The following is a 22,513-nucleotide window of genomic DNA, read 5'->3' on the forward strand; positions in this document are numbered from 1 at the left end:
CGTTCAGCAAGGACGCACGCACCAATGACCGAACGTTTCCGCCAAGCCCGGGCCAAAGCGCGCCGCGGCGGCCCTGCGGGGCCGGTGACAGCCCGCCTCCCGCGCGATATCAAGGTGATGCTCGCCGCCGCGTTCCTGATCGCCTTGGGATTCGGCCTGGTTGCTCCGGTGCTGCCGCAGTTCGCCACAACGTTCGACGTCGGAGCGACGGCAGCAGCGGTGATCGTAAGCATTTTCGCCTTCATGCGGCTGATCTTCGCGCCTGCGGGCGGGGCACTCGTGGTGAGGATGGGGGAACGGCCGGTGTACGTGGCCGGCCTGCTGATCGTGGCCGCCTCCACCGCGGCCTGTGCGTTCGCCCAAAACTACTGGCAGCTGCTGATCTTCCGCGGGCTGGGTGGTGCCGGCTCGGTGATGTTCACGGTGGCATCGATGGCCCTGGTGGTCCGGCTGGCTCCGCCGGAAAGCCGCGGCCGGGTTTCCGGCGCTTATGCCGCCGCTTTCCTCATCGGCAACGTCTGCGGCCCGATCGTCGGCGGAATGCTCGCCGGGTTCGGCCTCCGCGTTCCGTTCCTGGCCTATGCGGCGTCGCTGGTACTGGCGGCGCTCGTGGTGCAGACCCAGCTCAGCCATGTACCTGGGGCCTCACGGAAGGACGACGGCAAGGCGCCGGCCATGAATCTCCGCGAGGCCCTGCATGACAGTGCCTACCGCGCGGGTCTGTTCTCCAGCTTCGCCAACGGATGGGCCACGTTCGGCGTACGCATGGCGACCGTGCCGCTGTTCGCCGTGACGGCACTGGGGGCCGGTCCTGGTGCGGCCGGATGGGCGCTGGCGGTGTTTGCCGGCGGCAATGCAGCGGCCCTGACAATCTCCGGGAAGCTGGCGGACAACGTTGGGCGCAGGCCGATGATGATCGCGGGACTGACCCTCACAGGAGCGGCAACGGCCGGCATCGGGCTGACGCACGCGATGCCGTTGTTCCTCGCCGCATCAGCCGCAGCAGGAATCGGTTCGGGCCTTCTGGGGCCGGCCCAGCAGGCGGCCATCGCCGACGTCATTGGCAGCGGCCGTTCCGGTGGCCGGGTGCTGGCGGTGTTCCAGATGATGTCGGATACGGGCGCAATCGTTGGACCGGTGTTCGCCGGACTCCTGGCGGACCGGCTGGGCTACGGCTGGGCCTTCGGATTTACCGGCGGCGTGCTCATCGTGGCGGCCACCGGCTGGCTGATGGCCCGGGAAACCTTGCCTCGGGCCGCCCGCGCAGAGTCCGCGGCAGCACCCTCCGGCCCCGCGTCCACGGATCCGGCGGCGGATGATCCCGGGCCGCCACGGAGCTAGTCCTTGGCGCGCCTAGCCATCACGGCCGGTCAGCTGCAAATGGGGCCCTAGTTCAGCAGTGCGTCCACAAAGCCTTCGGCGTCGAAGGGAGCGAGGTCATCGGCGCCTTCGCCCAGCCCGATCAGCTTCACCGGCACGCCCAGTGACTTCTGGATGGCAACAACGATGCCGCCCTTGGCCGTGCCGTCCAGTTTGGTGAGCACGATCCCCGTGATGTTGACTACCTCGGCGAACACCCGGGCCTGGGTCAGGCCGTTCTGACCGGTCGTAGCGTCCAGCACCAAGAGCACTTCGTCAACATCGGCGAGCTTTTCGATGACGCGCTTGACCTTGCCGAGTTCGTCCATGAGGCCCACTTTGTTCTGCAGGCGTCCGGCGGTATCGATCATCACGACGTCGACCTCCTGGTCGATGCCCGCCTTGACGGCCTCGTACGCGACCGACGCCGGGTCGGCGCCGTCGATGTCCGACTTCACGGTAGGTACGCCCACGCGCTGGCCCCACGTGGCCAACTGTTCGGCCGCGGCGGCGCGGAAGGTGTCCGCTGCGCCCAGGAGGACGTCCTTGTCGTCGGCCACCAGCACCCGCGCGAGCTTGCCCACGGTGGTGGTCTTTCCAACGCCGTTGACACCCACAACCATGACCACTGCGGGCTTGTCCGCGTGGCGCTGGACGTTCAGGCTGCGGTCCATGGTGGGATCGACGAGCTTGACGAGCTCCTCACGCAGCAGTTCCTTGACCTGTTCCGGAGACCGTGTTCCCAGGACTTTGACCCGTTCGCGGAGCGCATCCACAAGCTGCATGGTGGGCTCTGTGCCAAGGTCTGCCAGCAGAAGGGTCTCTTCGACTTCGTCCCAGACGTTCTCATCGATGTTGTCGCTGGAGAGCAGCGCGAGCAGGCCCTTGCCCAGGACGTTGTTCGACCGGACGAGCCGTTCGCGCAGCCGGATGAGGCGGCCGGCTACCGGCAGCGGTGTCTCAACCGGCACCGTTTCGAGTCCGGCGACGGTGTCCGGCACCTCGACTGTTTCCAGTCCCTCGAGATCGGCCTCGCCGGGGGCCGTGCGTTCCCGCGCGGGCGCCGGACGGTCTTCCAGCAGCGTTCCGCCGCCCTGCCCCCGCACGGGATCGTTCGCGTCGCGTGTTCCGGAGTATTTGGTGATGTTCCTGCGGGTCTTCATCAGGACCGGAATCAGGGCCCCGATGACCACAAGGGCAACGAGAATGGGCAAGATGATGGGGAGGATGTCGTTCACTCCCCTAGCTTCTCACAAACCCCAAACGCCCCGCGGACGCCCCACAGGGCCGCTGCGCACGCCGCGGGCGGCGGGTTTGGCCCCGCTCAGACGTCCGCGCCGAGCCGTTGGCTGATGACCGTGGAGACGCCGTCCCCCCGCATGGTGACTCCATAGAGTGCGTCCGCGACTTCCATGGTGCGCTTTTGATGGGTGATCACGATCAGCTGGCTCGATTCCCGCAGCTCCTCGAAGATGGTGATGAGCCGGCCAAGGTTGGTGTCGTCCAGTGCCGCCTCCACCTCGTCCATGACGTAGAACGGCGAGGGCCGGGCCTTGAAGATGGCCACCAGCAGCGCCACCGCCGTCAGGGAACGCTCACCGCCCGAAAGCAACGACAACCGTTTGATTTTCTTCCCGGCGGGCCGCGCCTCAACTTCAATGCCGGTGGTCAGAAGGTCCGAGGGATCAGTCAGGACCAGCCGCCCTTCCCCGCCGGGGAAGAGCCGGGCGAAGACCCGGACAAATTGGGCGGAGGTGTCCGCGAAGGCTTCGGCGAACACCTTTTGTACGCGTTCATCGACCTCTTTGATGATGTCCAGCAAGTCCTTGCGGCTGGCTTTGAGGTCCTCGAGCTGGGTGTTGAGGAACTGGTGCCGTTCCTCGAGGGCCGCAAACTCCTCGAGCGCGAGGGGATTCACCCGGCCCAGTGCCGAGAGCTCGCGCTCGGCTTTCCGCAGCCGTTTCTCCTGTTCTTCCCGGACAAACGGCTGCCCCTGAACGATAGGGTTGCCGTCCGCGTCAACGGGCGCCCGAAGGGCCGCCCATTTGTCCGCAGACTGGCCGGCACCCACGGGCACAGGCTGGTCCGGACCATAGTCGGCCACCAGCTGGTCGGGGGAAAGCCCCAGTTCCTCCACGGAGCGTAATTCGAGGGCTTCGATCCGGGCCCGCTGTTGCGTTCGCGCCAGCTCGTCGCGGTGGACGGAGTCGGTCAGTTCCGCGAGTTCGCGGCCCAGCGCGTCGTTTTCCGAGCGCACGTCAACGAGTTCGCGGTCCCTCTGCTCACGAATCTCCTCGGCCCGGTCGCGTTCACGGCGGGCAAGCTCGATCGAGACGTCGATGAAGCCGATGGTCTGCTCCGCTGCCGCGGATACGGCGGCGGCCCGTTTGGCCTGGAGCCGGCGTCGGCGCGCCCGCTGGGTGGCCTCTTCGCGCGCGCGGCGTTCGGCGGCAGCGGCGCGCTCAAGGGACAGGATTCGGTTGGAGACGGCCTTCAGCTGCTCCTCCGCGCTCCGCAGGCCCAAACGGGCCTCCATCTCCGCCGAACGGGCCAGGGATGCCGCCAGTGCCAGTTCATCGCGGAGCTCCCCGGAGGGCTCCTCTTCCGCCGGCGCCTGCTGTGCAGCTTCCAGGCGCGCGGCGACGGACTGCAGTGCCTCCTGCTCGGCGGCGATGTTGGCTTCCGCTTTGGCCAGGGAGGCCGTCAGCCGTTCGCTCTCACCGACGGCGCTGCGCAGGACCGAGTTCAGGTGTCCGAGCCGTTCGGCAACCGCCGCGAGCCGCGCGTCGGAGTCGTGGAGTCTCTCCAGGGCGCCGTCAGCGCGGTCCTTCGCTTCGGCACGGCGTGCTTCAGCGCCGGCCCAGGCGAACCGGCTTCGCTCCAGCTCCGCGTTCACGGCGGCCAGCCTGTTTTTGGCGTCGTCGACGGCGGCCTGGACCTCAAGCAGCGACGGCGCGGTCGCTGAACCGCCCCGGACGGTCAGCGCCGTGAACACGTCCCCGGCCCGGGTGACAGCTGTGAGGTCCGGCCTCAGGGAAATGAGCCGCGCCGCCGACTCCAAGTTTTCCACCACTGCCGCGCCGTCCAGAAGCCGCATCAGCAGGGGGCCCGCTCCCCCGTCCCCTGATGGGGTGACGAGGTCCGACGCCCAGCGGGCACCGTCTGGAAGACGGCCGCGGACTGAGGATGAAGTGTTGGTCCCATCGGCAGGGTCTGCCAGCAGCAGGGAGGCACGGCCGGCGTCGTCATCCTTCAAGAGTTGGACGGCTTCGATAGCCGCAGCGGCGTCCCGGACCACAACGGCGTCGGAACTGCTGCCCAGGGCAGCGGCCACCGCAGTCTCGAAGCCAGCTTCCACGGCGAGCATCGGCGCGAGCGGCCCCATGATCCCCGGCAAGTCCGACCCGGCAATGCGTCCTGAACCGTCCTTCCGGTTCAGCCCCAACTGCAGCGCGTCGCGCCGGGCCACAAGCGCATCCCGTTCGCGTTCGTGCTCGTGCTCGGAGGCCTTGAGCGAGTCAATCTCCGCGAGGATGCTCTCCAAGGCCTCGTTTGCCTCCTCGTACTCGGCATCGAGGGTTTCTTCGCCGTCTTCGACGCCGGCCACCTGGGACTCCAGCGCGGTGAACTCGCTTTGGGCACGACGACGTCGTTCGTCACCGGCCGCCTGGGATTCGCGCAGCCGGCCAAGCTCCGCCTGCGCCGATTCGACCCGGGACCTCGCAGCGCCCACCTGGCCGGCCAGCCTGGCCAGTCCTTCGCGGCGGTCCGCGGCCGCCCGGAGGACGGCTGCCAGCCTCTTGTCCTCTTCGCCGGCGGCGCGTTCGGCCTCGAGCTTGGCTGCCGTGGCGGCTTCCAGCGCTGCGCGCTTTTCCACGATCAGGTGTTCCAGGCCGGTCTGTTCGGCGCGGACACGGGCCGCCTGTTTCTCGAGCTGTTCAGGATCACGGCCGGGATCCGGAACCGCGTCCGCCGCGCCCAATAGCCGGCGCCGCTCCTCCGCCAGGGATCCCAGGGAACGAAGACGTTCCCGTGTGGCGGAGAGCTGGTACCAGGTGTCCCTGGCGGCGTTCAGTGTGGGTGTGGCCTCCGCGGCGAGCTGTTCGAGCGTTGCCTGGCGTTTCCGGCCGCCGTCCAGCTCCCGTTCCACAACGGCTTTACGGGCCTTCAACGCGGACTCATCAGCAACGTCCTGCGCCAGTGCGGACTGAAGCTGGACGAGATCATCGGCGAGGAGCCTCGCCCTGGCGTCGCGAACGTCAAATTGGACGCTCTGGGCACGCCGCGCCACTTCCGCCTGTTTGCCAAGGGGAGTGAGCTGGCGCCGGATTTCACTGGTGAGATCGCTCAGCCGCTGCAGGTTCGCCTGCATCGCCTCGAGCTTCCGCACTGTTTTTTCCTTGCGGCGCCGGTGCTTGAGGATCCCGGCGGCCTCTTCGATGAAGCCCCGCCGGTCCTCCGGAGTGGCGTGAAGAACCTTGTCCAGCTGGCCCTGGCCAACAATGACGTGCATTTCCCGCCCAAGTCCGGAATCCGAGAGGAGCTCCTGGATATCAAGGAGACGGCAGCCGGCACCGTTGATGGCGTACTCGGAGCCTCCGGTGCGGAACAGTGTCCGCGAAATGGTCACTTCGCTGTACTCGATGGGAAGGGCGCCATCGGTGTTGTCGATGGTGAGGGAAACGTGTGCCCGGCCCAAGGGCGGCCTGCCGGAGGTTCCGGCAAAGATGACGTCCTCCATCTTGCCGCCTCGAAGCGTCTTGGCGCCCTGTTCTCCCATCACCCAGGCCAAGGCATCCACCACGTTGGACTTGCCGGACCCGTTCGGGCCCACCACTGCGGTGACGCCGGGCTCAAACTCGAATGTCGTGGCGGACGCAAACGACTTGAACCCCCGGACAGTCAGGCTTTTGAGGTGCAAGGTGGTTCGGCTCTCCTGAATGGCTGTGACGGGTGATGGTGCCCTAAATCTACTGCGCGGCACGGACATCCCGCCGGATTTATCCCCGGCCCGGCGCCTGTTGCCTGTTGCCGGATGCTTGATGACGGGCTGGTTACCAGCGGCCGTTCCGGGGCCGGGGCTGGCACACCGGGCAGGTGTAAGAGGAGCGGTTCATGAACTGCTCGCGTTTGAGCAGGCTGACGATGCCGGCCGCGGCACAGCGACTGCATTCCTGGCCCTCCCTGCCGTAGGCACTGAGGGAACGGTCGAAGTAGCCCGAGGCTCCGTTGACATTCACATAGAGGGAATCGAAGCTTGTTCCACCCGCGGCCAGCGCCTCGAGCATCACCTCCCGTGCAGCCTCGAGCACCCTCGCGGCCTCCGCCCGCCGGAGCGTATCCGTGGGGCGGGCGTAGTGCAGGCGGGCTCGCCACAATGCCTCATCAGCATAGATGTTGCCGATTCCGGAAACGAGCCCCTGATCCAGCAGCGCCCGTTTGAGCCCGGTCTTCCGGGCCCGCAGGCGGCGGTAGAAGGCATCAAACGAAAAGTGCGGATCCAGGGGGTCCCTGGCGATGTGCGAGGCCTCCTCGGCGATAAGCGGGAGGGGCGTTTCGGCGCGCCCGCCGGGGCCGCCGTCGTCCGTGGGGATCAGAGAGGTGAGGAACAGGCCGCCGAAAATCCGCTGATCCACGAACCGGAGCTGCTCCGGCATGCCCTCGGCCGGGCTCAGGCGAAGCCGGACCTTCAGGTGCTTTTCGTCGGGGACGCCCGAGTCCTGCATGAGCAGCTGCCCGCTCATCCCCAGATGGGCCATCAGCGCGACGCCGGTGGTTATTCCCGCCGGTACGGATACCGGCGGTACGGAGTTCGGCAGTGCCGGATCCGGGGGAACCGCGGTGTCCGCCAAGGGCATCCACAGGAACTTGCCGCGGCGCACCACGTCCAGGACCCGGGCGCCTTCGAGGTTGCCGGCGAAGTCCTGGGCGCCAAGGGCGTGGCGTCGGATGGAACGTGGGTCCAGGACCTCAACAGAGGTGATTGTCCGGCCGCGGACCCAGCGCACAAGGCCGCGGCGGACAACTTCAACTTCGGGCAGTTCGGGCAAAGCAGGCCTAGACGCCGGCTTCGGAATCCACGGAAACGTCCACGCCGCTGCCAGAGAGCTTCCGCCAGGCATCCGCGGCCGCTTCCTGCTCGGCTTCCTTCTTGGAGCGACCCGCGCCCTGACCGTAATCAGTGCCGCCAATCCGGAGCACGGCCTCGAAGGTCCTTGCGTGATCCGGCCCCGAGCCCTCCACGGCATAGAAAATGGTGCCAAGCTGCCGGCTGGCCGCAAGCTCCTGAATGCTGGTCTTCCAGTCAGTTCCGGCACCAAGCGCCGCGGCATCCTGAAGCAGGGGCCCAATGAGCCTCATCACCAGCTGGCGCGCCGTCTCGATGTCGTTGGACACGTAGGTGGCGCCGATGAGCGCCTCCATGGTGTCCGCCAGGATGGACGCCTTGTTCTTGCCGTCGGTGAGCTTTTCGCCCTGTCCGAGGTAAATGTAGTCGCCAATGCCCAGGCTGCGGCCGATTCCGGCCAGCGCCCTGGTGCTGACGACGGCGGAGCGGCGCTTGGCCAGGTCGCCCTCAGGCAGCGCCGGGTTGTCACGATACAGCGCGTCGGTCACGGAGAATCCAAGGATGGAGTCTCCGAGGAACTCGAGCCGCTCGTTGGTGGGTATGCCGCCGTTTTCGTAGGCATAGGAACGGTGTGTGAGAGCAAGACGAAGCGTCCCGGCGTCAATTGAGACACCGAGACGCTTCAGAAGCTCTTCAGTTGAAGACATCATGTTCAGCCAGGGGCCGATTAGACGTCTGCGACCTTGCGGCCCTTGTACTCAAGGAACAGCGCAGTGCCAGCCGAGTCGGTAACGACCTTTGCCTGGTGCGGCAGGCTGTAGGAAACCTGGCCGTTCTCAATGGTCTTCACCAAGTGGGGGGCGGTTGCCTTCCACTGGGAGCGGCGGGCGCGGGTATTCGAGCGAGACATTTTCCGCTTGGGAACAGCCACGGCTAACTCATTTCTCTCTAGAAAAACACTTACAAATCAATTTTGCCGGTCAGGCTTCGCCAGATCAGCTAGGGCAGCCCAGCGAGGATCTACGACCTCGTGGTGGTGCCCCGGCTCGTCTTCCAGGCGCACTCCACATTCGGAGCAAAGGCCCTGGCAGTCTTCCCGGCACACCGGCTGGAACGGCAGCATGGTTACAACCGCGTCCCGCAACACCGGTTCAAGATCGATTAAATCGTGCTCGACTCGATATTGCTCTTCTTCGTCTTCTCCATCAGAGAACTGGGCGTCCTCATAGAAGAAAAGTTCTTGCACATCGACCTCGAGGTCATACGCAAGGGGATCCAGGCATCGGCCGCATTCGCCAGTAACTTTGACGCTTGCGGTTCCTGATACCAAAATTCCTTCGTGTACGGCCTCCAGCCGCAGATCCAGCCCGACATCCGAGCCTTCCTGCACGCCAATAAGTGCTACACCAAGATCACTTGGTGCAGGCACATGCTCTTTCAACGTCCGCATGGTTCCTGGACTGCGTCCAAGATCCTTGACGTCGAAAGCCAAGGGCGAACTAGCATCTCGTTTAATGAGAACTCCTGTTGAACATATGACCGACGTACTATCTTAGCCTGAACTCCAGGGCGGACTCAAACCGGGCGGCAGCAATGCAGTTCAGCAACTTGGTTAAGTGCTTCAGGCCGGCCATGGAATTGGGCGCGCACCGGGGGCAGGCCGCCGAGTACCGGTCAAGCTTACCCTCTGGGCGGCGTTTCCGAAGCAGACCCGCCAGCGTGCAGGCGTTTGAGTACCGATCGGGGCACAAAGTCCGAAACACTCCCACCCAGGGTGAAGACTTCCTTGATCAGGGTGGAGGACAGGTGGAGGTAGTGCGCTTCGGCCGGCAGGAACACAGTTTCCACGCCACTCAACTGCCGGTTCATGGTTGCCATGGGAAGTTCGTAGTCGAAGTCCGACGAGGACCGCAGTCCCTTCACAATGGCCGACACGCCGCGCTGCCTGCAGTACTCCGCCAGCAGGCCGTCACCCACGGGTTCCACCACGATCCCTTTCAACGACGCGAGCGTTTCCCGGGCCATGTCGATCCTCTCCTCCAGGGCGAAGCGGTACTGCTTGGCGTAGTTGGTAGACACTGCCACGATGACTTCATCAAAGAGCCCGGCGGCTCTGGCGATGACCTCAAGATGGCCGTTGTGGATGGGGTCGAAGGAGCCAGGGCATACTGCGCGTCTCATGCTCCGAACCTACCGTATGCTTCCCGCGGGCCGGGATACCATGACTGAATGTCAGACTCACACATTCCCTTCGCCGTGGCCGGGGGCGTGGTCCTCGTGACCGGTGCGGCCATGGGCATGGGCAGGCTCTACGCCCTCCGTGCCGCCAAGGAAGGCGCCGCCGTGGTGATCCTCTGGGACGTGGACGCCGATGCCCTCGCACGGACCGCCGCCGAGGTGGCCGCACTGGGTCCCCGCGTGGTGGCCCGGCAGGTGGATCTGGCGGACCCCGCCGCCATCGCCGCGGCCGCCGCCGAATGCAGGTCCGAGGGCCCGCTGGCCCTGCTGGTCAATAACGCGGGGATTGTGCGGGGAGCACTCTTTTGGGACCACAGCCCGGGGGATATCGGACGCACCATGGACATCAACGCGCTGGCGCCGATGTATGTCACCCTTGCATTCCTTCCGGACATGATGGCCGACGCCGGGAGGCCCCGGCGGATCCTCAACGTCGCCTCCGCCGCCGGAACCCTCGCCAACCCCAGGATGAGCGTCTATGCGGCCTCCAAATGGGCCGTCATCGGCTGGAGCGACTCGCTCCGCCTGGAGCTGGAGCAGCAGGGTTACCGCCACCTCAAGGTGACCACGTACTGCCCGAGCTATATTTCCACGGGGATGTTCGCCGGCGCCCGGGGCCCGTTCCTGACTCCCTTGATGACGCCGGACGACGCAGTGGTCCGGGCGTGGCGGGCAATGACCGCAGGCACGCCGCAGCTGATCGCGCCCGCCGGGGCGAAATTTGGCAAGATCCTCCGGGGCATCCTTCCGCTCCGGGCCTGGGACGCCCTGGGGAGGATCTTCCGGATTTACACAAGCATGGAAAAGTTCACCGGCCGCCAGCAGACGGCCGCGCCCGATGGAGAGGCACGTCGAAAGTGAGCACAACAGTTCCTGCCCCGTGGCAGCGCGCCGCTTCAGGGGCCAACCTGCTGGCAGCCAATGGCACGCTGGGCGTCACCATTTTCGAGGAGATGACCACTCTCGCCCTCAGCACGGGAGCCATCAACCTGGGGCAGGGTTTCCCGGACGAGGACGGCCCCGTGGAGATCAAAGAGGCCGCCCAGGCCGCAATCGCGGCGGGCGCCAACCAGTATGCGCCGGGTAAGGGCATCCTCGGACTAAGGGAGGCAATCGCCGTCCACCAGCAGCGGTTCTACGGTCTGGAACCGGACCCGCAGGGCGAAATCATCGTCACCACCGGCGCCACGGAGGCCATTGCCGCGTCGGTATTGGCCCTCGTGGGCCCTGGCGATGAAGTGCTTACCTTCGAGCCGTTCTACGACTCCTATGGAGCGATCATCGGGCTTTCCGGGGCAACGCATGTCACGGCCCCGCTCCTGGCCCCTGACTTCATGCCCGACCTTGCCGCGCTCGAGGCAGCCTTCAGCCCCCGTACCAAGGTGGTGCTGCTGAACAATCCGCACAACCCCACGGGTGCGGTGTTCCCGCGCGGGGTGCTGCAGCGCGTGGTTGACCTCGCCGTCCGGCACGACGCCGTCATCATCACCGATGAGGTCTACGAACACCTCACCTTCGGCGCACCGCACATTCCGGTGGCTACACTGCCTGGTGCGGCGGAGCGCACGCTGACTATTTCCTCCGCCGGCAAGACCTTCTCGTTCACGGGCTGGAAGATCGGCTGGCTTAGCGGCCCGGATCACCTCGTGGCAGCCGCTCGGACCGTAAAGCAGTTCCTCAGCTACAGCTCCGGCACACCATTCCAGGCCGCGATCGCCGTGGGGCTGGGCCTGCCGGACGAGTTTTACGCCGGTATCGCCGATACGCTCCGGTACAAACGCGACATCCTCAGCGAGGGGCTTCGCGCGGCCGGGCTGGACGTGTTCACGCCGCAGGGGACCTATTTCGTGAACGTCGACACCTCGCCGCTCGGGATCACCGATTCGGTGGACCTGGCCCGCAGGCTCCCCGGACTGGTGGGGGTCGCCGCCATCCCGGTGCCGGTGTTCTGCCACCCCGAGGGCGCCGAGCGCACCCGGAGCCTGCTGCGCTTCGCGTTCTGCAAGAAGATCCACGTCCTGGAGGAAGCCGCCGAACGCCTCGCCACCCTGGGCGACAGGCTCTAGGGATGAGGCGTTAAGGATGGTTGCACAGCGGCCAGTGGCGTCGCGGTTCCTCAGGGCGTCGGGCAAGCACGCCACGATCGAGCCCGATCCCTTTACCGAGGGAGGCTTTGTGCTCAGCATCGGGGGGGCGGAGCAGTCCCATGTGAACCTGGCCGAACCGGATGACATCTTCTACGAATACCTGCGCCGGATCGGCCACGTGGTGGACCTCGCGGCACCGTGGGGCGAGCCCATCAACGCGCTCCACCTTGGCGCCGGGGCGCTGACCCTGGCCCGCTACATCCAGGCCACCCGGCCCGGTTCCGTCCAGTACGCCGTGGAGCTGGAGAGGGAACTCCTGGACTTCGTGATGCACGAGCTCCCGCTTCCCGAGGGCACTGAGTTGCATACCGTGATCGGTGACGCCCGGGACGCCATCACCGGGCTTCCGGCGGAGCTGCGCTTCGACGTGGTGATCCTGGACATCTTCTCCGGGCCCGACGCTCCCGAACACATCGCGTGCAGCGGGTTCTACCGGGAGGCCGCGGCTCGGCTGACCCCGCGCGGCGTCCTGATCATCAATGTTGGCGACGAACCGGGGCTCACCCTGGTCCGGAGCCAGGTGGCTGCGCTACGGCAGGCCATGGCCGATGTTTCGGCCTTCGCCGAGGCCGGCATGTTCACCGGCCGCTATCCGGGAAATATCATCCTGACGGGCACGCAGGGCCCGTGGCCGGACATGTGGACAGCGGCACTGACGGCCCGGGGCCCGCATCCGGCGAAGGTGCTCTCCGGCGTTGACCTGGACGTCCTGTCCGGTTCCTAGCTGCTCCGGCTCCTAGCTGCCGCCGGCCACGGGCTCGGCGAACCACAGCGTGGTCTCCCCGTATTTCCGCTCGGCGAACCGCTCCAGGGAGGCGGGCCAACCAGGCTCCGGGCTGCGCGAGGAGCGCTCCACCACCACCACTGCCCCTTCCGCCAGATGCGGGGACAGGCCGTCCAGCACTGAACTCATGGCCGGTTCGTCCAAGGGGTATGGCGGGTCCAGGAACACCAGGTCCCACTCTGTCCCCTGAACAGTTCGGTCCAGGAAAGACTCCACCCGTGACCGGTGCACCGTCACCACTTTGCGGCCCACGACGCCGTTGAGCATGTCCGCGTTGCGCTGGCAGACCTCACTCGCTTTCGCGTCGGACTCCACCAGGTCAACGGTTTCGGCTCCGCGGCTGGCGCTTTCCACCCCCAGGGCCCCAGAACCCGCATACAGGTCCAGCACCCGCGCGCCCGCCACCACGTTGAAAGCCTCAAGCCTGGAAAACAGGGCTTCCTTGACGCGGTCCGTGGTGGGACGGGTCAGCGAACCCGGGACACTAACCAAGGGCGTCCCGCCAGCAACGCCGGCAACAACGCGGCTCACCCCGCGGTCCTTCCCGACACTCCAGGACAAGTCGCTTGAGTTGTGCCGGTCGCTTGGGGTGTGCAGGCCGGCTGCACTGCTCCGGCCGTTTGCTGTGTGCTAGCCACGCTCAAGGAACGCCTCCTTCTCGGGGTTCAAATAGTCGTCGATCGCTCCGGCCAGGGCAGGGTGGGCCGCAAGTGTGGGGTCCTGCCCCACAATCCGCTGTGCATCCTGCCGGGCCCGGCCAATGACTTCTTCGTGTTCAAGCACCCGCAGCAGCTTCAGCGTGGACCGGCCCCCTGACTGCGATGCCCCCAGGATGTCGCCTTCGCGCCGGAGTTTGAGGTCCTCCTGCGAAAGCTCGAAGCCGTCTGTGGTGGCCGCCACTGCGTCCAGGCGGCGCCGGCTCGGGTGGCCCGGTTCCAGTGCGGTGACCAGCAGGCACGTCCCCGGCAACCCGCCGCGTCCCACCCGGCCGCGGAGCTGGTGAAGCTGGGAAATGCCGAACCTGTCGGCGTCAAGGATCACCATCAGGGTGGCGTTGTGCACGTCCACACCCACTTCGATCACGGTGGTCGACACCAGCAGCTTGATCTCATTGGACGTGAACGAGGCCATGGTGCCGGACTTCAGCACCGGGTCCTGCCGTCCATGCAACGGCGCCAGGGGCACACCGGACAGCGACGGTTCGTCCCGAAGGTGATCCACGACGGCGGTGACGGATGCCAGCTCCCGGGCAGGTCCGTCCCCCTCGAGGTCCGCGGCGGATGGCTCCGCTTCCCCGGGACTGAAGTCGCCGTCGTCGTCAGTCCCAATCTTCGGACACACAACGTACACCTGGTGCCCGGCGTCGATCTCCTCACGGGAACGGGACCAGATCCGCGTGGCCCAGGCGGGATGCTCCGCGAGCCCCACCACATGCGTGGAAATGGGTGCGCGCCCCGCCGGGAGCTCGTCCAGCACGGACGTCTCAAGATCGCCGAACACGGTCATGGCGACGGTCCGGGGAATAGGAGTGGCAGTCATGACCAGCAAGTGCGGTGGCCTGCTGGCCTTGGCCCGCAGGGCATCGCGCTGCTCCACGCCGAAACGGTGCTGCTCGTCCACAACGATCAGGCCGAGGTCATAGAAGGACACGTTCTCACTGAGCAGGGCGTGCGTGCCGATGACGATCCCAGCAGTCCCGGAAGCAGCGTCGAGCATTGCCTGTTTCCTGGCCGCCGTTGGCATGGAACCTGTGAGCAGGGTGACTTGGACGGTGTCCGGGCCCAGGCCACCGAGTAGCCCGTCCCTGGAAAGGGGGCCCAGGGTCCTCCGGATCGATTCGAAATGCTGGGCGGCGAGGACTTCGGTGGGCGCGAGCAGGGCAGCCTGTCCCCCGGCGTCCACCACCTGAAGCATGGCCCGCAGCGCCACGATCGTTTTACCCGAACCCACTTCCCCTTGCAGGAGCCGGTTCATGGGGGTGTCCATGGACAGTTCTTCGGACAGCGTCTTCCCGACGGCGGACTGGCCCGCTGTCAGCGTGAAGGGCAGCCGGCGGTCGAAGGCAGACAACAGCGCGCCGGAGACCGGGCGCCGGGCGGTGGCCTCCTCTGCCGCGAGCTGGGCGCGCCGCCGCGCCAGCGCGGACTGCAGAACCAGGGCCTCCTGATAGCGGAACCGGTCCCTGGCGCGCTGCCAGTCGGGCGGTGCCTGCGGAGCGTGGATCAGCCGGTAAGCCTCGGCCAGTGGCAGGAACTTCTCCCGCGCCGCGATTTCGCCCGGCAGGGGATCATCAAGGGTTTCAAGCTCAACGGTGTCAAGGAGTGTGGCGATCACCTTTTGGATGGACCAGCTGGTGAGCTTGGCGGTGGCCGGGTATACCGGGATGGGCATGGCCGCGAGCTTTGCCGGGTCCACGCCCGGGGTCTCGGGATCCTCGTCCAGCAGGAGGAAATCCGGGTTGGTCAACCCCAGCGAACCGCCGTAACGCGTCACTTTGCCGGAAAACATGGCGCGGCGGCCTGGCAGGAGTTCGGCCTTGGCCCGGAAGCCATTGAAGAAGCTGACTTTCAGGGTGCCGGCGTCATCGGTGATCACAACGTCGGTAAGCGAGCCGCGGCGCGCGCGCATGGCACGGGTGCTGTTGGTCACCACCCGGGCGATGAGGGTCACTTCCTCGTCCAAGGGGACGTCACTGATGGGGGTGAGTTCACCGCGGCTCAAGTAGCGGCGCGGAAAGTAATTAAGCAGGCCACCCACAGTGGTGATGCCAAGGTGCTTCTCGATGACGGCGGCCGAACGTTTTCCGATCCGCCGCTCGAGGCCCAGTTCCAGCTCAGCGTTCATGTCCGGACGGTTCCCGCACGTCGCTATCGGCAACCACAGCATCCGCCCCGCCGTGGGCCGGAACATCCAAGGACCCCAGCTCAGGGTCGCGGGGCAGCGCCAGCTGGCTGACCGAGATGTCCGAGGGCTCCCCCAGGGAGCCAATCAGGGCAACAGCCGGCTCCGCGGCCGGAACGTGGACGTGGACGCGCCAGCGGTACTTGCCTTCGGCACCTGCCGAACCGCCCACCTGGCTCATGATCACGGAATCGCCCATTTCGTCCAGCCGCTGGCGCAGCGTGGCCGCCTCCAGGGGCGAGAGGCTGATGGTGCACATGACTTCCACGCCGTCGTCATCGGGGAGGTCCGCGTGGATGTGCGGGTCCTGGACGTCATAGCCGTGAAGACCGTCGAGCAGCTCGCTCTGCAGTTCCTCACCCAGCACCGCCGAGCGGAGGCAGTCAAGGATCAGGAGCATCCCCACACCACCTGCATCCACGACGTGGGCGGCATGAAGGGCCTCCAACTGGTCCTCGGTCCGGATAACAGCCTCCACGGCCGCTCCCACCGCCGCGTCCAGGGCCAGGGCAAGGGCGTGGTTGCTGTCATCGCCGTCTTGCTCCGCGTCAACGCCGGCCACCGCCCGCGCCGCCGCCTCCATCACGGAGAGCATTGTTCCGGGGACCGGCTCGCTCAAAGCCGACCAGGCCCGGATCTGGGCCCGGTTCAGTGCCGCGGCCAGCAAAGCTGAACTCAGCCGGGTCTGGCCGGCCAGCGGTTCCGCGGCGGCGCACAGGAACACCGAAAATAGCGTTCCGGAATTGCCGCGGGCCTGCTCCATGGCCGCCTGCCCGGCGGTTGCCAGAACGGCGCCGACGTCGTGCTGGCCCGACCCGCCAGGCCCCACGGGATGGTTCAGCGCCCGGGCGGCGGCACGCACCGTCAAGTAGAGGTTGGTGCCGGTATCGCCGTCGGCAACCGGAAAGATGTTGATCGCGTTGAGACGGTCACTATGGTTTCCCAGAGTGGTTTCGGCTTTACCCAACCACCGCTTCATCGCTTGCGCGTTGGCGGCAATTTTAGTCTGCAAAGTGATCCCATCCCACGGCGTCAGCGGGCATGCCCGCTATGTTGACCCCCGTGCTTTCCGTTGCAGCAAGGGCTTCCACTGAGCCTATCGCAGCGAAACCCGGCGGCAACTGAACCCCTGCCGGGAATGTGGCCAGAAGACCGTGGTCCTCCCCGCCGCCGAGCACCCACAGCATGGGGTCGGCTGCCAGCAGCTCTGCCGCCGGGAGGAGCGGAATGGCCAGCTCCTTGAGTGCGGCGGGATCCAGGTTGAGCACCACGCCGCTTGCCGCGGCCATGCGGATGCCGTCGCGGACCAGGCCATCGGAGATGTCCATCATGGCAGTTGCCCCGGACTCCAGGGCACGTGGCCCTGCGGCCAGCGGCGGAACCGGCCGGCACTGCCGCTCCACCAGCGTTCGCTGTTCCGGCGTCAGGGTATCCGCGCGTTGCGAGGACTCGAGAAGCGCCAGTCCGGCCGCGGCCCACCCCACTGTTCCGGCCAGGGCCACTGTGTCTCCGTTCCGTGCCCCGGAGCGCAGCACCGGCGGTTTGCCCGCCAAGGACCCGAGAATCGCCACCGTGACCGCAAGTTCGCGTCCGCGGCCCAGGTCCCCTCCGGCCACGGAGCAGCCGCGGGCGCCGAGTTCATGGATGGCGTGCGAAAGGCCGTCTGCGAAGTCCTCCACCCAGGCAACCAGCGTTTCGGGCGGAAGGGTCAGGCTCACCACCATCGACGTCGCCTTGGCGCCCATCGCGTTGATGTCGCTGAGGTTCTGCGCCGCCGCTTTCCAGCCGACGTCGAACCCCGTGGTGCGGTACCCGTTGGCCCATTCAAGGCGGAAATCCTGGTCCTGGACCTGGGTGTCGATACTGACCACCGCCCGGCCGTCCGGCACGGCCACGATGGCTGCGTCGTCGCCGGGGCCAAGGACCAATGACGTTCCCTGTTCAGAGCCGTTGTTAAGGCGCGGGAAAATGCGGGCGAGCAGCCCTGATTCGGACAGTTCGGCAACGGTCAGCTGGGGTTCGGGCACAGCACTACGCTACCGTCAGGAGCCGACATCTCCGCCCCGGACCGCGTGCAAGCACCGTGTGATGCCGTTCGGAAGCCCTTCGCTGCCGGGATAGTCTTAACCAATGCTCCTGCTCCGCACCCCGGTTTCCGTCCGTTCGCTCGGCACGCTGGCAACCGCGGCGGCGGCAGCGCTGATTCTCACCGGGTGTTCCCCCGTTGTCGACGTCGCACCGGCAAAGGATGCGGCGAACGCCGCCTGCGCTCCCATGATGGTCGCCTTGCCTGACACGATCGCAGATGCCGGGTTGCGAAAGACCAATAGCCAGGCAACGGCCGCCTGGGGTGACCCATCCAAGGTGATCCTGCGCTGCGGCGTCAACGTTCCCGGACCCACCACGGACCGCTGCGTCACCGTCAACGGGATCGACTGGGTCATCAAGGAAGGCGACCCGGTGTGGACCCTGACCACATTCGGGCGAGAACCCGCCACGGAAATCCTCATGGATCCCAACCAGATCAGTTCCGCCACCGTGCTCGCCGAGCTGGCCGCGCCAGCCGGAAAGATCAAGGCCACGCGGCACTGTGTGGGCCAGGAAGACCTCCAGAACCTGCCCGCCGGAAAATAAGCCAGAAACCGTGGCCGCCTGCCTCGCAGGGCCCGGCTGGACCCTCGCCGATCTCTAGCGGAGGCCTGTCTTACGGTTCAGGGCCAGATAGATCAGTTCGTCGATCAGCTCCGCGTATCCCAGACCTGAGGCGGCCCACATCTGGGGGTACATGCTCTTGGGCGTGAATCCGGGCATGGTGTTGATCTCGTTGATAATCAGCTCACCCTCAGGGGTGTAGAAGAAATCGACGCGGCTGAGGCCTTCAGCCCCGACGGCGTCAAAGGCGGCCGCCGCCAGCTCGCGGACCCTGGCGATCGCTTCCTCCGGAATGTCAGCCGGGCAACTCAACGACGCGGCGTCGTCCTCCACGTACTTGGCTTCGAAGTCGTAGAACTCGTGCTGGCCCGGAGCCACGGAGATCTCGCCGGGCATGGAGGTCCGCGGCGGTTCGGTGCCCCGGCCTTCCAAGACGGCGCATTCAATCTCGCGGCCCACGATTCCGGCTTCAATCACCAGCTTGAGGTCATGTTCACGGGCCGCCGCGATGGCGGCGTCCAAGGCGTCCATCGAGTCCACCTTGGAAATTCCCATGGACGATCCGGCGCGGGCCGGCTTAACGAAGACCGGGAAGCCCAAGCGGTCCACGCGCTTCCGGACGGATTCGGGATCGTTCAGCCACTGGCGGTCAGTGACCGCGATATAGGGCCCCACGTGCAGCCCGGCCGCCTCAAACACGACCTTCATGTAGTGCTTGTCCATGCCGACGGCGGAGGCCAGGACCCCGGCGCCCACATACCGCGTGTCCGAAAGCTCAAGGAGCCCCTGGATGGTGCCGTCCTCGCCGAACGGTCCGTGCAGCAGCGGGAACACAACGTCCACGGCACCAAGTTCCTGCGGGACCTGGTTCGGGGAGGCAACGATCAGCTGGTGCTCGCCGCCGATCTCCGCGAGCGTCACCGTCTGGGCCGAGGGCGCCACCTCCGGAAGTGAGGAGGCGGACAGGGACCATTGGGCCGTCTCGGCCGAGGTCAGCACCCACTGGCCGGTCTTGGCGATCCCAATCGGGATGACCTCGTATTTTTCCTTGTCGATAGCGCCCAGGACGCCTGCCGCAGTGACGCAGCTGACGGCGTGTTCACTGGACCGTCCGCCGAAGAGAACGGCTACCCGGGGCTTCCCCCGGCCTTCGCGGGTCCGTGCACTCGATGGGTTCTGTGCACTCAAGTTCTGTTCCGACACTGTCAGTAATCGCCTTCGGATTTCAGGTCCCGGGACAGCAGCAGCGGTCCCAGTTCGTCAACGGACAATTTTCCGGCCAACACGGCCACGACGGCCGCGGTGATGGGCATCTCGACCCCGAGCTTGCCGGCAAGTTCATTCACTGCCTGCCCGGACTTGATCCCCTCCGCGGTCTGTGTCATCTGGGCTGTGACTTGTTCCAGGGTCAGGCCCTGGCCCAGCAGGCGCCCGGCCGTGTGGTTGCGCGAGAGCGGCGACGAACAGGTGGCCACCAGGTCCCCAAGTCCAGCGAGCCCCGCCATGGTCCGCGCTTCCCCGCCAAGGGCCAGCGCCAGGCGCGAGGTCTCGGCAAGCCCCCGGGTGATGACGGAGGCCTTGGTGTTGTCCCCCATCTCCTTGCCTTCGCAGATGCCCACGGCCAGGGCGATGACGTTCTTGACTATGCCGCCGATCTCTACGCCCACCACGTCGGTGGTGGTGTACGGCCGGAAGTACGGTGCCGTGCAGCTGCGCGCTATCCACGCGGCCACCTCGGCGTCGGAACAGGCCACCACGGAGGCAGTGGGTTCCTCGCGGGCGATCTCCATGGCCAGGTTGGGCCCCGACACCACGGCCACACGATCGGCTTTGATGCCGAGCTCCTCGCAGATGACTTCGCTCATGCGCGCGTCGGAGGTGAGTTCCAGGCCCTTCATCAGGGACACCACCAACGCGTCAGGGGACATCAGGTGCCGCCACTCGCGCAACTGCAGCCTAAGGGTCTGGGCCGGAACCGCCAGCACCACCAGATCGGCGCCGGCCAGGACCTCGGCGACATCGGTGGACGCCGTGATGCTGTGCGGGAGTTCCACGTCCTTGAGGTACTGCGGATTGCGGTGGGCGGTGTTGATCTGTTCGACCACCTCGGCCCGTCGGCCCCAGAGACGGACGCTTCGCTGGACCCCCGAGGCAGCCGCCGCGTCGGCAAGAATCTTGGCGAAGGTGGTGCCCCAGGAGCCCGCCCCCAGGACGGCGACCGAAACCGCTGAGCCGGCCTCGATTTGCTCAGGCGTCACTTGCCGCCCCGCTCGATGTCGCGGCCGTGATTCGTCTGGTTGTGCGCGGCCGGGTCCCACCTTTCGGCGGGAGGCTCTTCGCCACGCAGGGTGGCCAGCAGTGCGGTGATGGCATCCATGATGACGTTGGTGGCCGCACCCAGCGTGGCCTTGTCCAGGGGGCGGCCCTCGAAGTCGCTGAGGTCGATTGGATCGCCCACTAGCACCCGGGATGTGTGGCGCGGAAACACGTGGAATCTTTTGGCATAGCGCGGAAACACCTCGTGGGCGCCCCAGTGGGCGATGGGCACCACGGGAATACCGCTTTCCAGCGCCATCCGGGCGGCCCCCGTGTGGCCCCGCATGGGCCACAGCTGGGGGTCGCGGGTCAAGGTTCCCTCGGGATAGATGATGATGGCGCCGCCCTCGTCCACCACTTCCTTGGCGATTTGAAGCGAACGGTTGGCTCCCGCCGTCGAACGCTCCACTGGAACTTGCTTGGTGTTGCGCAGCACCGCACCCAGGACCGGGACCTTGAAGAGGCTTCCCTTGGCCAGGAAGTGCGGCATGCGCTTCTGGTTGTACAGCATGTGGCCCACCACCAACGGATCTATCTCGGTGCAGTGGTTGGGCACGGCAATGAAGCCACCGGCCGGGAGCTTCTCCAGGCCTTCCCACTTCTTGTTCATCAAAAGGTTCATCACGGGCCGGACGATCGCGGCCACGATGACAAAGGTGATGTGGCTCTTGGCCGTTTCCTTCACCGGAACACCGCTACTTGGCCGAGGTGATGTCGAAATCGGCGCCCAGGCCCGCAAGCTTTTCAGTGAAGCGCTCGTAGCCGCGGTTAATGATGTCGATGCCGGTAACGCGGGAGGTGCCAGTCGCCGCCAGGGCGGCAATGAGATGGCTGAAGCCGCCGCGGAGGTCGGGGACGTCGATATCCGTGCCCTTCAGCTGCGTGGGCCCCGAAATGACGGCCGAGTGCAGGAAGTTGCGCTGGCCGAAACGGCACGGCACGCTGCCCAGGCACTCTCGGTGGACCTGGATGTTGGCGCCCATCCTGATCAGGGCATCGGTGAACCCGAAGCGGTTCTCGTAGACGGTCTCATGGACGATCGAGACGCCCTCGGCCTGAGTGAGGGCAACAATAAGCGGCTGCTGCCAGTCCGTCATGAAGCCGGGGTGCACGTCCGTTTCGAGGACCAGCGGGTTGAGCTTGCCGCCGCGGTGGTAGAAGCGGATGCCGTCATCGCCGATGTCCATGCCGCCGCCCACCTTGCGATAGGTGTTCAGGAACGTCATCATGTCCCGTTGGGTGGCGCCTTCAACAAAGATGTCGCCGCGGGTAACGAGAGCGGCGGAAGCCCAGGAGGCCGATTCATTGCGGTCAGAGAGGGCCCGGTGGTTGTAGCCGCCAAGGTCCCGGACGCCTTCAATCCGGATGGTGCGGTCGGTCTGGACGCTGATGATCGCGCCCATCTTCTGCAGCACCGCGATGAGGTCCACGATTTCCGGCTCGGTGGCCGCGCCGGAAAGTTCGGTGATGCCCTCGGCGCGCGTGGCGCTCAGCAGCACCTGCTCGGTGGCTCCGACGGACGGGTACGGCAGGGCAATCTTCGCACCCTTGAGCCCGCTGGGCGCTGAAATATGGATGCCACCCGGCCGCTTTTCCACCACGGCGCCGAACTGCCGCAGGACGTTCAGGTGGTAGTCGATGGGCCGGTCGCCGATCTTGCAGCCACCGAGGTCCGGGATAAATGCTTCACCGATGGCGTGGATCAACGGGCCGCACAGCAGAATCGGGATCCGGGAATCCCCTGCGTGGGCGTCAATTGCCGTGCTGGATGCCGTCTTGGCGTTCTGCGGATCCAGCGTGAGGTCTCCCGTGACGGGGTCCTTGTCCACGGTCACCCCGTGCAGCTGAAGCAGGCTGGTGACGACCTCGACATCCTTGATTTCCGGAACGTTCCGCAGGACGGAAGGTTCGTTGCCCAGCAACGCCGCCACCATTGCCTTGGGGACGAGGTTCTTGGCCCCGCGGACGCTGACGCGGCCAGTTAGCGGGACGCCTCCGCGGATTGTCAGAACACTACTCATTTACCGTTTTCCTCACGACTACTCGCCC

The 22,513-nt window shown here is 66.3% G+C and carries 20 protein-coding genes; 5 read left to right on the forward strand and 15 right to left on the reverse strand.

Features of this window, described 5'->3' with window-relative positions:
- Positions 1 to 24: 24 nt before the first annotated feature.
- The gene (locus ACP4XC_RS15555) at positions 25 to 1,341 is read left to right on the forward strand and encodes an MFS transporter (protein ID WP_427171190.1); all 1,317 of its coding nucleotides are present in this window, start codon (positions 25 to 27) and stop codon (positions 1,339 to 1,341) included.
- A 47-nt stretch (positions 1,342 to 1,388) separates the two neighbouring features.
- On the opposite strand, the gene ftsY is transcribed toward ACP4XC_RS15555, so the two are convergent.
- The 7 genes from ftsY to coaD all read right to left on the reverse strand — a co-directional run bounded on the left by ftsY (position 1,389) and on the right by coaD (position 9,607).
- Positions 1,389 to 2,597: a signal recognition particle-docking protein FtsY gene (gene ftsY, locus ACP4XC_RS15560; RefSeq protein WP_427171191.1), complete on the reverse strand. Its 1,209-nt coding sequence runs from the start codon at positions 2,595 to 2,597 to the stop codon at positions 1,389 to 1,391.
- 86 nt (positions 2,598 to 2,683) lie between these two features.
- Complete coding sequence (smc, locus tag ACP4XC_RS15565; RefSeq protein WP_427171193.1) at positions 2,684 to 6,280, reverse strand: chromosome segregation protein SMC; 3,597 nt, start codon at positions 6,278 to 6,280, stop codon at positions 2,684 to 2,686.
- A 133-nt stretch (positions 6,281 to 6,413) separates the two neighbouring features.
- A complete protein-coding gene (gene mutM, locus ACP4XC_RS15570) occupies positions 6,414 to 7,409 on the reverse strand; it encodes a bifunctional DNA-formamidopyrimidine glycosylase/DNA-(apurinic or apyrimidinic site) lyase (protein ID WP_427171195.1) in 996 nt (331 codons plus the stop codon).
- A gap of 7 nt (positions 7,410 to 7,416) precedes the next feature.
- Complete coding sequence (rnc, locus tag ACP4XC_RS15575) at positions 7,417 to 8,133, reverse strand: ribonuclease III (RefSeq protein ID WP_427175128.1); 717 nt, start codon at positions 8,131 to 8,133, stop codon at positions 7,417 to 7,419.
- 20 nt (positions 8,134 to 8,153) lie between these two features.
- The gene (gene rpmF, locus ACP4XC_RS15580) at positions 8,154 to 8,357 is read right to left on the reverse strand and encodes a 50S ribosomal protein L32 (protein ID WP_427171197.1); all 204 of its coding nucleotides are present in this window, start codon (positions 8,355 to 8,357) and stop codon (positions 8,154 to 8,156) included.
- Between the two features lie 36 nt (positions 8,358 to 8,393).
- A complete protein-coding gene (locus ACP4XC_RS15585; RefSeq protein ID WP_427171199.1) occupies positions 8,394 to 8,918 on the reverse strand; it encodes a YceD family protein in 525 nt (174 codons plus the stop codon).
- 188 nt (positions 8,919 to 9,106) lie between these two features.
- Positions 9,107 to 9,607, reverse strand: coding sequence for a pantetheine-phosphate adenylyltransferase (gene coaD, locus ACP4XC_RS15590; RefSeq protein WP_427171201.1), 501 nt, complete (start codon positions 9,605 to 9,607; stop codon positions 9,107 to 9,109).
- A 48-nt stretch (positions 9,608 to 9,655) separates the two neighbouring features.
- On the opposite strand from coaD, the gene ACP4XC_RS15595 reads away from it, so the two are divergent.
- From ACP4XC_RS15595 to ACP4XC_RS15605, 3 genes are read left to right on the forward strand one after another with little or no spacing between them, the layout of a single operon-like run.
- Positions 9,656 to 10,525 (forward strand): SDR family NAD(P)-dependent oxidoreductase, encoded by an 870-nt coding sequence (locus tag ACP4XC_RS15595; protein ID WP_427171203.1) that lies wholly within the window; start codon positions 9,656 to 9,658, stop codon positions 10,523 to 10,525.
- Positions 10,522 to 11,730 (forward strand): aminotransferase class I/II-fold pyridoxal phosphate-dependent enzyme, encoded by a 1,209-nt coding sequence (locus ACP4XC_RS15600; protein ID WP_427171205.1) that lies wholly within the window; start codon positions 10,522 to 10,524, stop codon positions 11,728 to 11,730. Before ACP4XC_RS15595 ends, ACP4XC_RS15600 begins: the two co-directional genes overlap by 4 nt.
- Before the next feature lie 16 nt (positions 11,731 to 11,746).
- The gene (locus tag ACP4XC_RS15605; protein WP_427171207.1) at positions 11,747 to 12,535 is read left to right on the forward strand and encodes a spermidine synthase; all 789 of its coding nucleotides are present in this window, start codon (positions 11,747 to 11,749) and stop codon (positions 12,533 to 12,535) included.
- 12 nt (positions 12,536 to 12,547) lie between these two features.
- On the opposite strand, the gene rsmD is transcribed toward ACP4XC_RS15605, so the two are convergent.
- From rsmD to thiL, 4 genes are all read right to left on the reverse strand, one after another.
- A complete protein-coding gene (rsmD, locus tag ACP4XC_RS15610) occupies positions 12,548 to 13,126 on the reverse strand; it encodes a 16S rRNA (guanine(966)-N(2))-methyltransferase RsmD (RefSeq protein ID WP_427171209.1) in 579 nt (192 codons plus the stop codon).
- Positions 13,127 to 13,225: 99 nt separating this feature from the next.
- Positions 13,226 to 15,439 (reverse strand): ATP-dependent DNA helicase RecG, encoded by a 2,214-nt coding sequence (locus ACP4XC_RS15615; RefSeq protein ID WP_427171211.1) that lies wholly within the window; start codon positions 15,437 to 15,439, stop codon positions 13,226 to 13,228.
- Positions 15,429 to 16,475 carry a DAK2 domain-containing protein gene (locus tag ACP4XC_RS15620; protein ID WP_427175129.1) on the reverse strand — a complete coding sequence of 349 codons (1,047 nt, stop codon included), beginning with the start codon at positions 16,473 to 16,475 and terminating at the stop codon, positions 15,429 to 15,431. The genes ACP4XC_RS15615 and ACP4XC_RS15620 overlap by 11 nt, the downstream gene beginning before the upstream one ends.
- Before the next feature lie 22 nt (positions 16,476 to 16,497).
- Positions 16,498 to 17,523, reverse strand: coding sequence for a thiamine-phosphate kinase (gene thiL, locus ACP4XC_RS15625; protein ID WP_427171213.1), 1,026 nt, complete (start codon positions 17,521 to 17,523; stop codon positions 16,498 to 16,500).
- A gap of 103 nt (positions 17,524 to 17,626) precedes the next feature.
- Between thiL and ACP4XC_RS15630 the strand changes: the two genes are divergently transcribed.
- Complete coding sequence (locus ACP4XC_RS15630) at positions 17,627 to 18,130, forward strand: DUF3515 family protein (RefSeq protein WP_427171215.1); 504 nt, start codon at positions 17,627 to 17,629, stop codon at positions 18,128 to 18,130.
- A gap of 54 nt (positions 18,131 to 18,184) precedes the next feature.
- Here the strand turns inward: ACP4XC_RS15630 and ACP4XC_RS15635 are convergent, their stop codons facing one another.
- Genes ACP4XC_RS15635 through murA form a run of 4 tightly spaced genes read right to left on the reverse strand, consistent with a single transcriptional unit; the run spans position 18,185 to position 22,485 of the window.
- A complete protein-coding gene (locus tag ACP4XC_RS15635) occupies positions 18,185 to 19,336 on the reverse strand; it encodes a D-alanine--D-alanine ligase family protein (protein ID WP_427171217.1) in 1,152 nt (383 codons plus the stop codon).
- A 17-nt stretch (positions 19,337 to 19,353) separates the two neighbouring features.
- Positions 19,354 to 20,406 (reverse strand): NAD(P)H-dependent glycerol-3-phosphate dehydrogenase, encoded by a 1,053-nt coding sequence (locus ACP4XC_RS15640; RefSeq protein WP_427171219.1) that lies wholly within the window; start codon positions 20,404 to 20,406, stop codon positions 19,354 to 19,356.
- Positions 20,403 to 21,149 (reverse strand): lysophospholipid acyltransferase family protein, encoded by a 747-nt coding sequence (locus ACP4XC_RS15645; RefSeq protein WP_427171221.1) that lies wholly within the window; start codon positions 21,147 to 21,149, stop codon positions 20,403 to 20,405. Before ACP4XC_RS15645 ends, ACP4XC_RS15640 begins: the two co-directional genes overlap by 4 nt.
- 10 nt (positions 21,150 to 21,159) lie before the next feature.
- Positions 21,160 to 22,485: a UDP-N-acetylglucosamine 1-carboxyvinyltransferase gene (gene murA, locus ACP4XC_RS15650; RefSeq protein ID WP_427171223.1), complete on the reverse strand. Its 1,326-nt coding sequence runs from the start codon at positions 22,483 to 22,485 to the stop codon at positions 21,160 to 21,162.
- Positions 22,486 to 22,513 lie beyond the last annotated feature (28 nt).

It is taken from the genome of Arthrobacter sp. 92, assembly GCF_050260325.1.
GTDB lineage: Bacteria > Actinomycetota > Actinomycetes > Actinomycetales > Micrococcaceae > Arthrobacter.

Excerpts from the sequence above, each read along its gene's own strand:
- ACP4XC_RS15555 (WP_427171190.1), top strand. The coding sequence starts at position 25 with ATGACCGAACGTTTCCGCCAAGCCCGGGCCAAAGCGCGCCGCGGCGGC.
- rnc (WP_427175128.1), bottom strand. The coding sequence starts at position 8,133 with ATGTCTTCAACTGAAGAGCTTCTGAAGCGTCTCGGTGTCTCAATTGAC.
- coaD (WP_427171201.1), bottom strand. The coding sequence starts at position 9,607 with ATGAGACGCGCAGTATGCCCTGGCTCCTTCGACCCCATCCACAACGGC.
- ACP4XC_RS15595 (WP_427171203.1), top strand. The coding sequence starts at position 9,656 with ATGTCAGACTCACACATTCCCTTCGCCGTGGCCGGGGGCGTGGTCCTC.
- ACP4XC_RS15605 (WP_427171207.1), top strand. The coding sequence starts at position 11,747 with ATGGTTGCACAGCGGCCAGTGGCGTCGCGGTTCCTCAGGGCGTCGGGC.
- ACP4XC_RS15615 (WP_427171211.1), bottom strand. The coding sequence starts at position 15,439 with ATGAACGCTGAGCTGGAACTGGGCCTCGAGCGGCGGATCGGAAAACGT.
- ACP4XC_RS15620 (WP_427175129.1), bottom strand. The coding sequence starts at position 16,475 with ATGAAGCGGTGGTTGGGTAAAGCCGAAACCACTCTGGGAAACCATAGT.
- ACP4XC_RS15630 (WP_427171215.1), top strand. The coding sequence starts at position 17,627 with ATGCTCCTGCTCCGCACCCCGGTTTCCGTCCGTTCGCTCGGCACGCTG.
- murA (WP_427171223.1), bottom strand. The coding sequence starts at position 22,485 with ATGAGTAGTGTTCTGACAATCCGCGGAGGCGTCCCGCTAACTGGCCGC.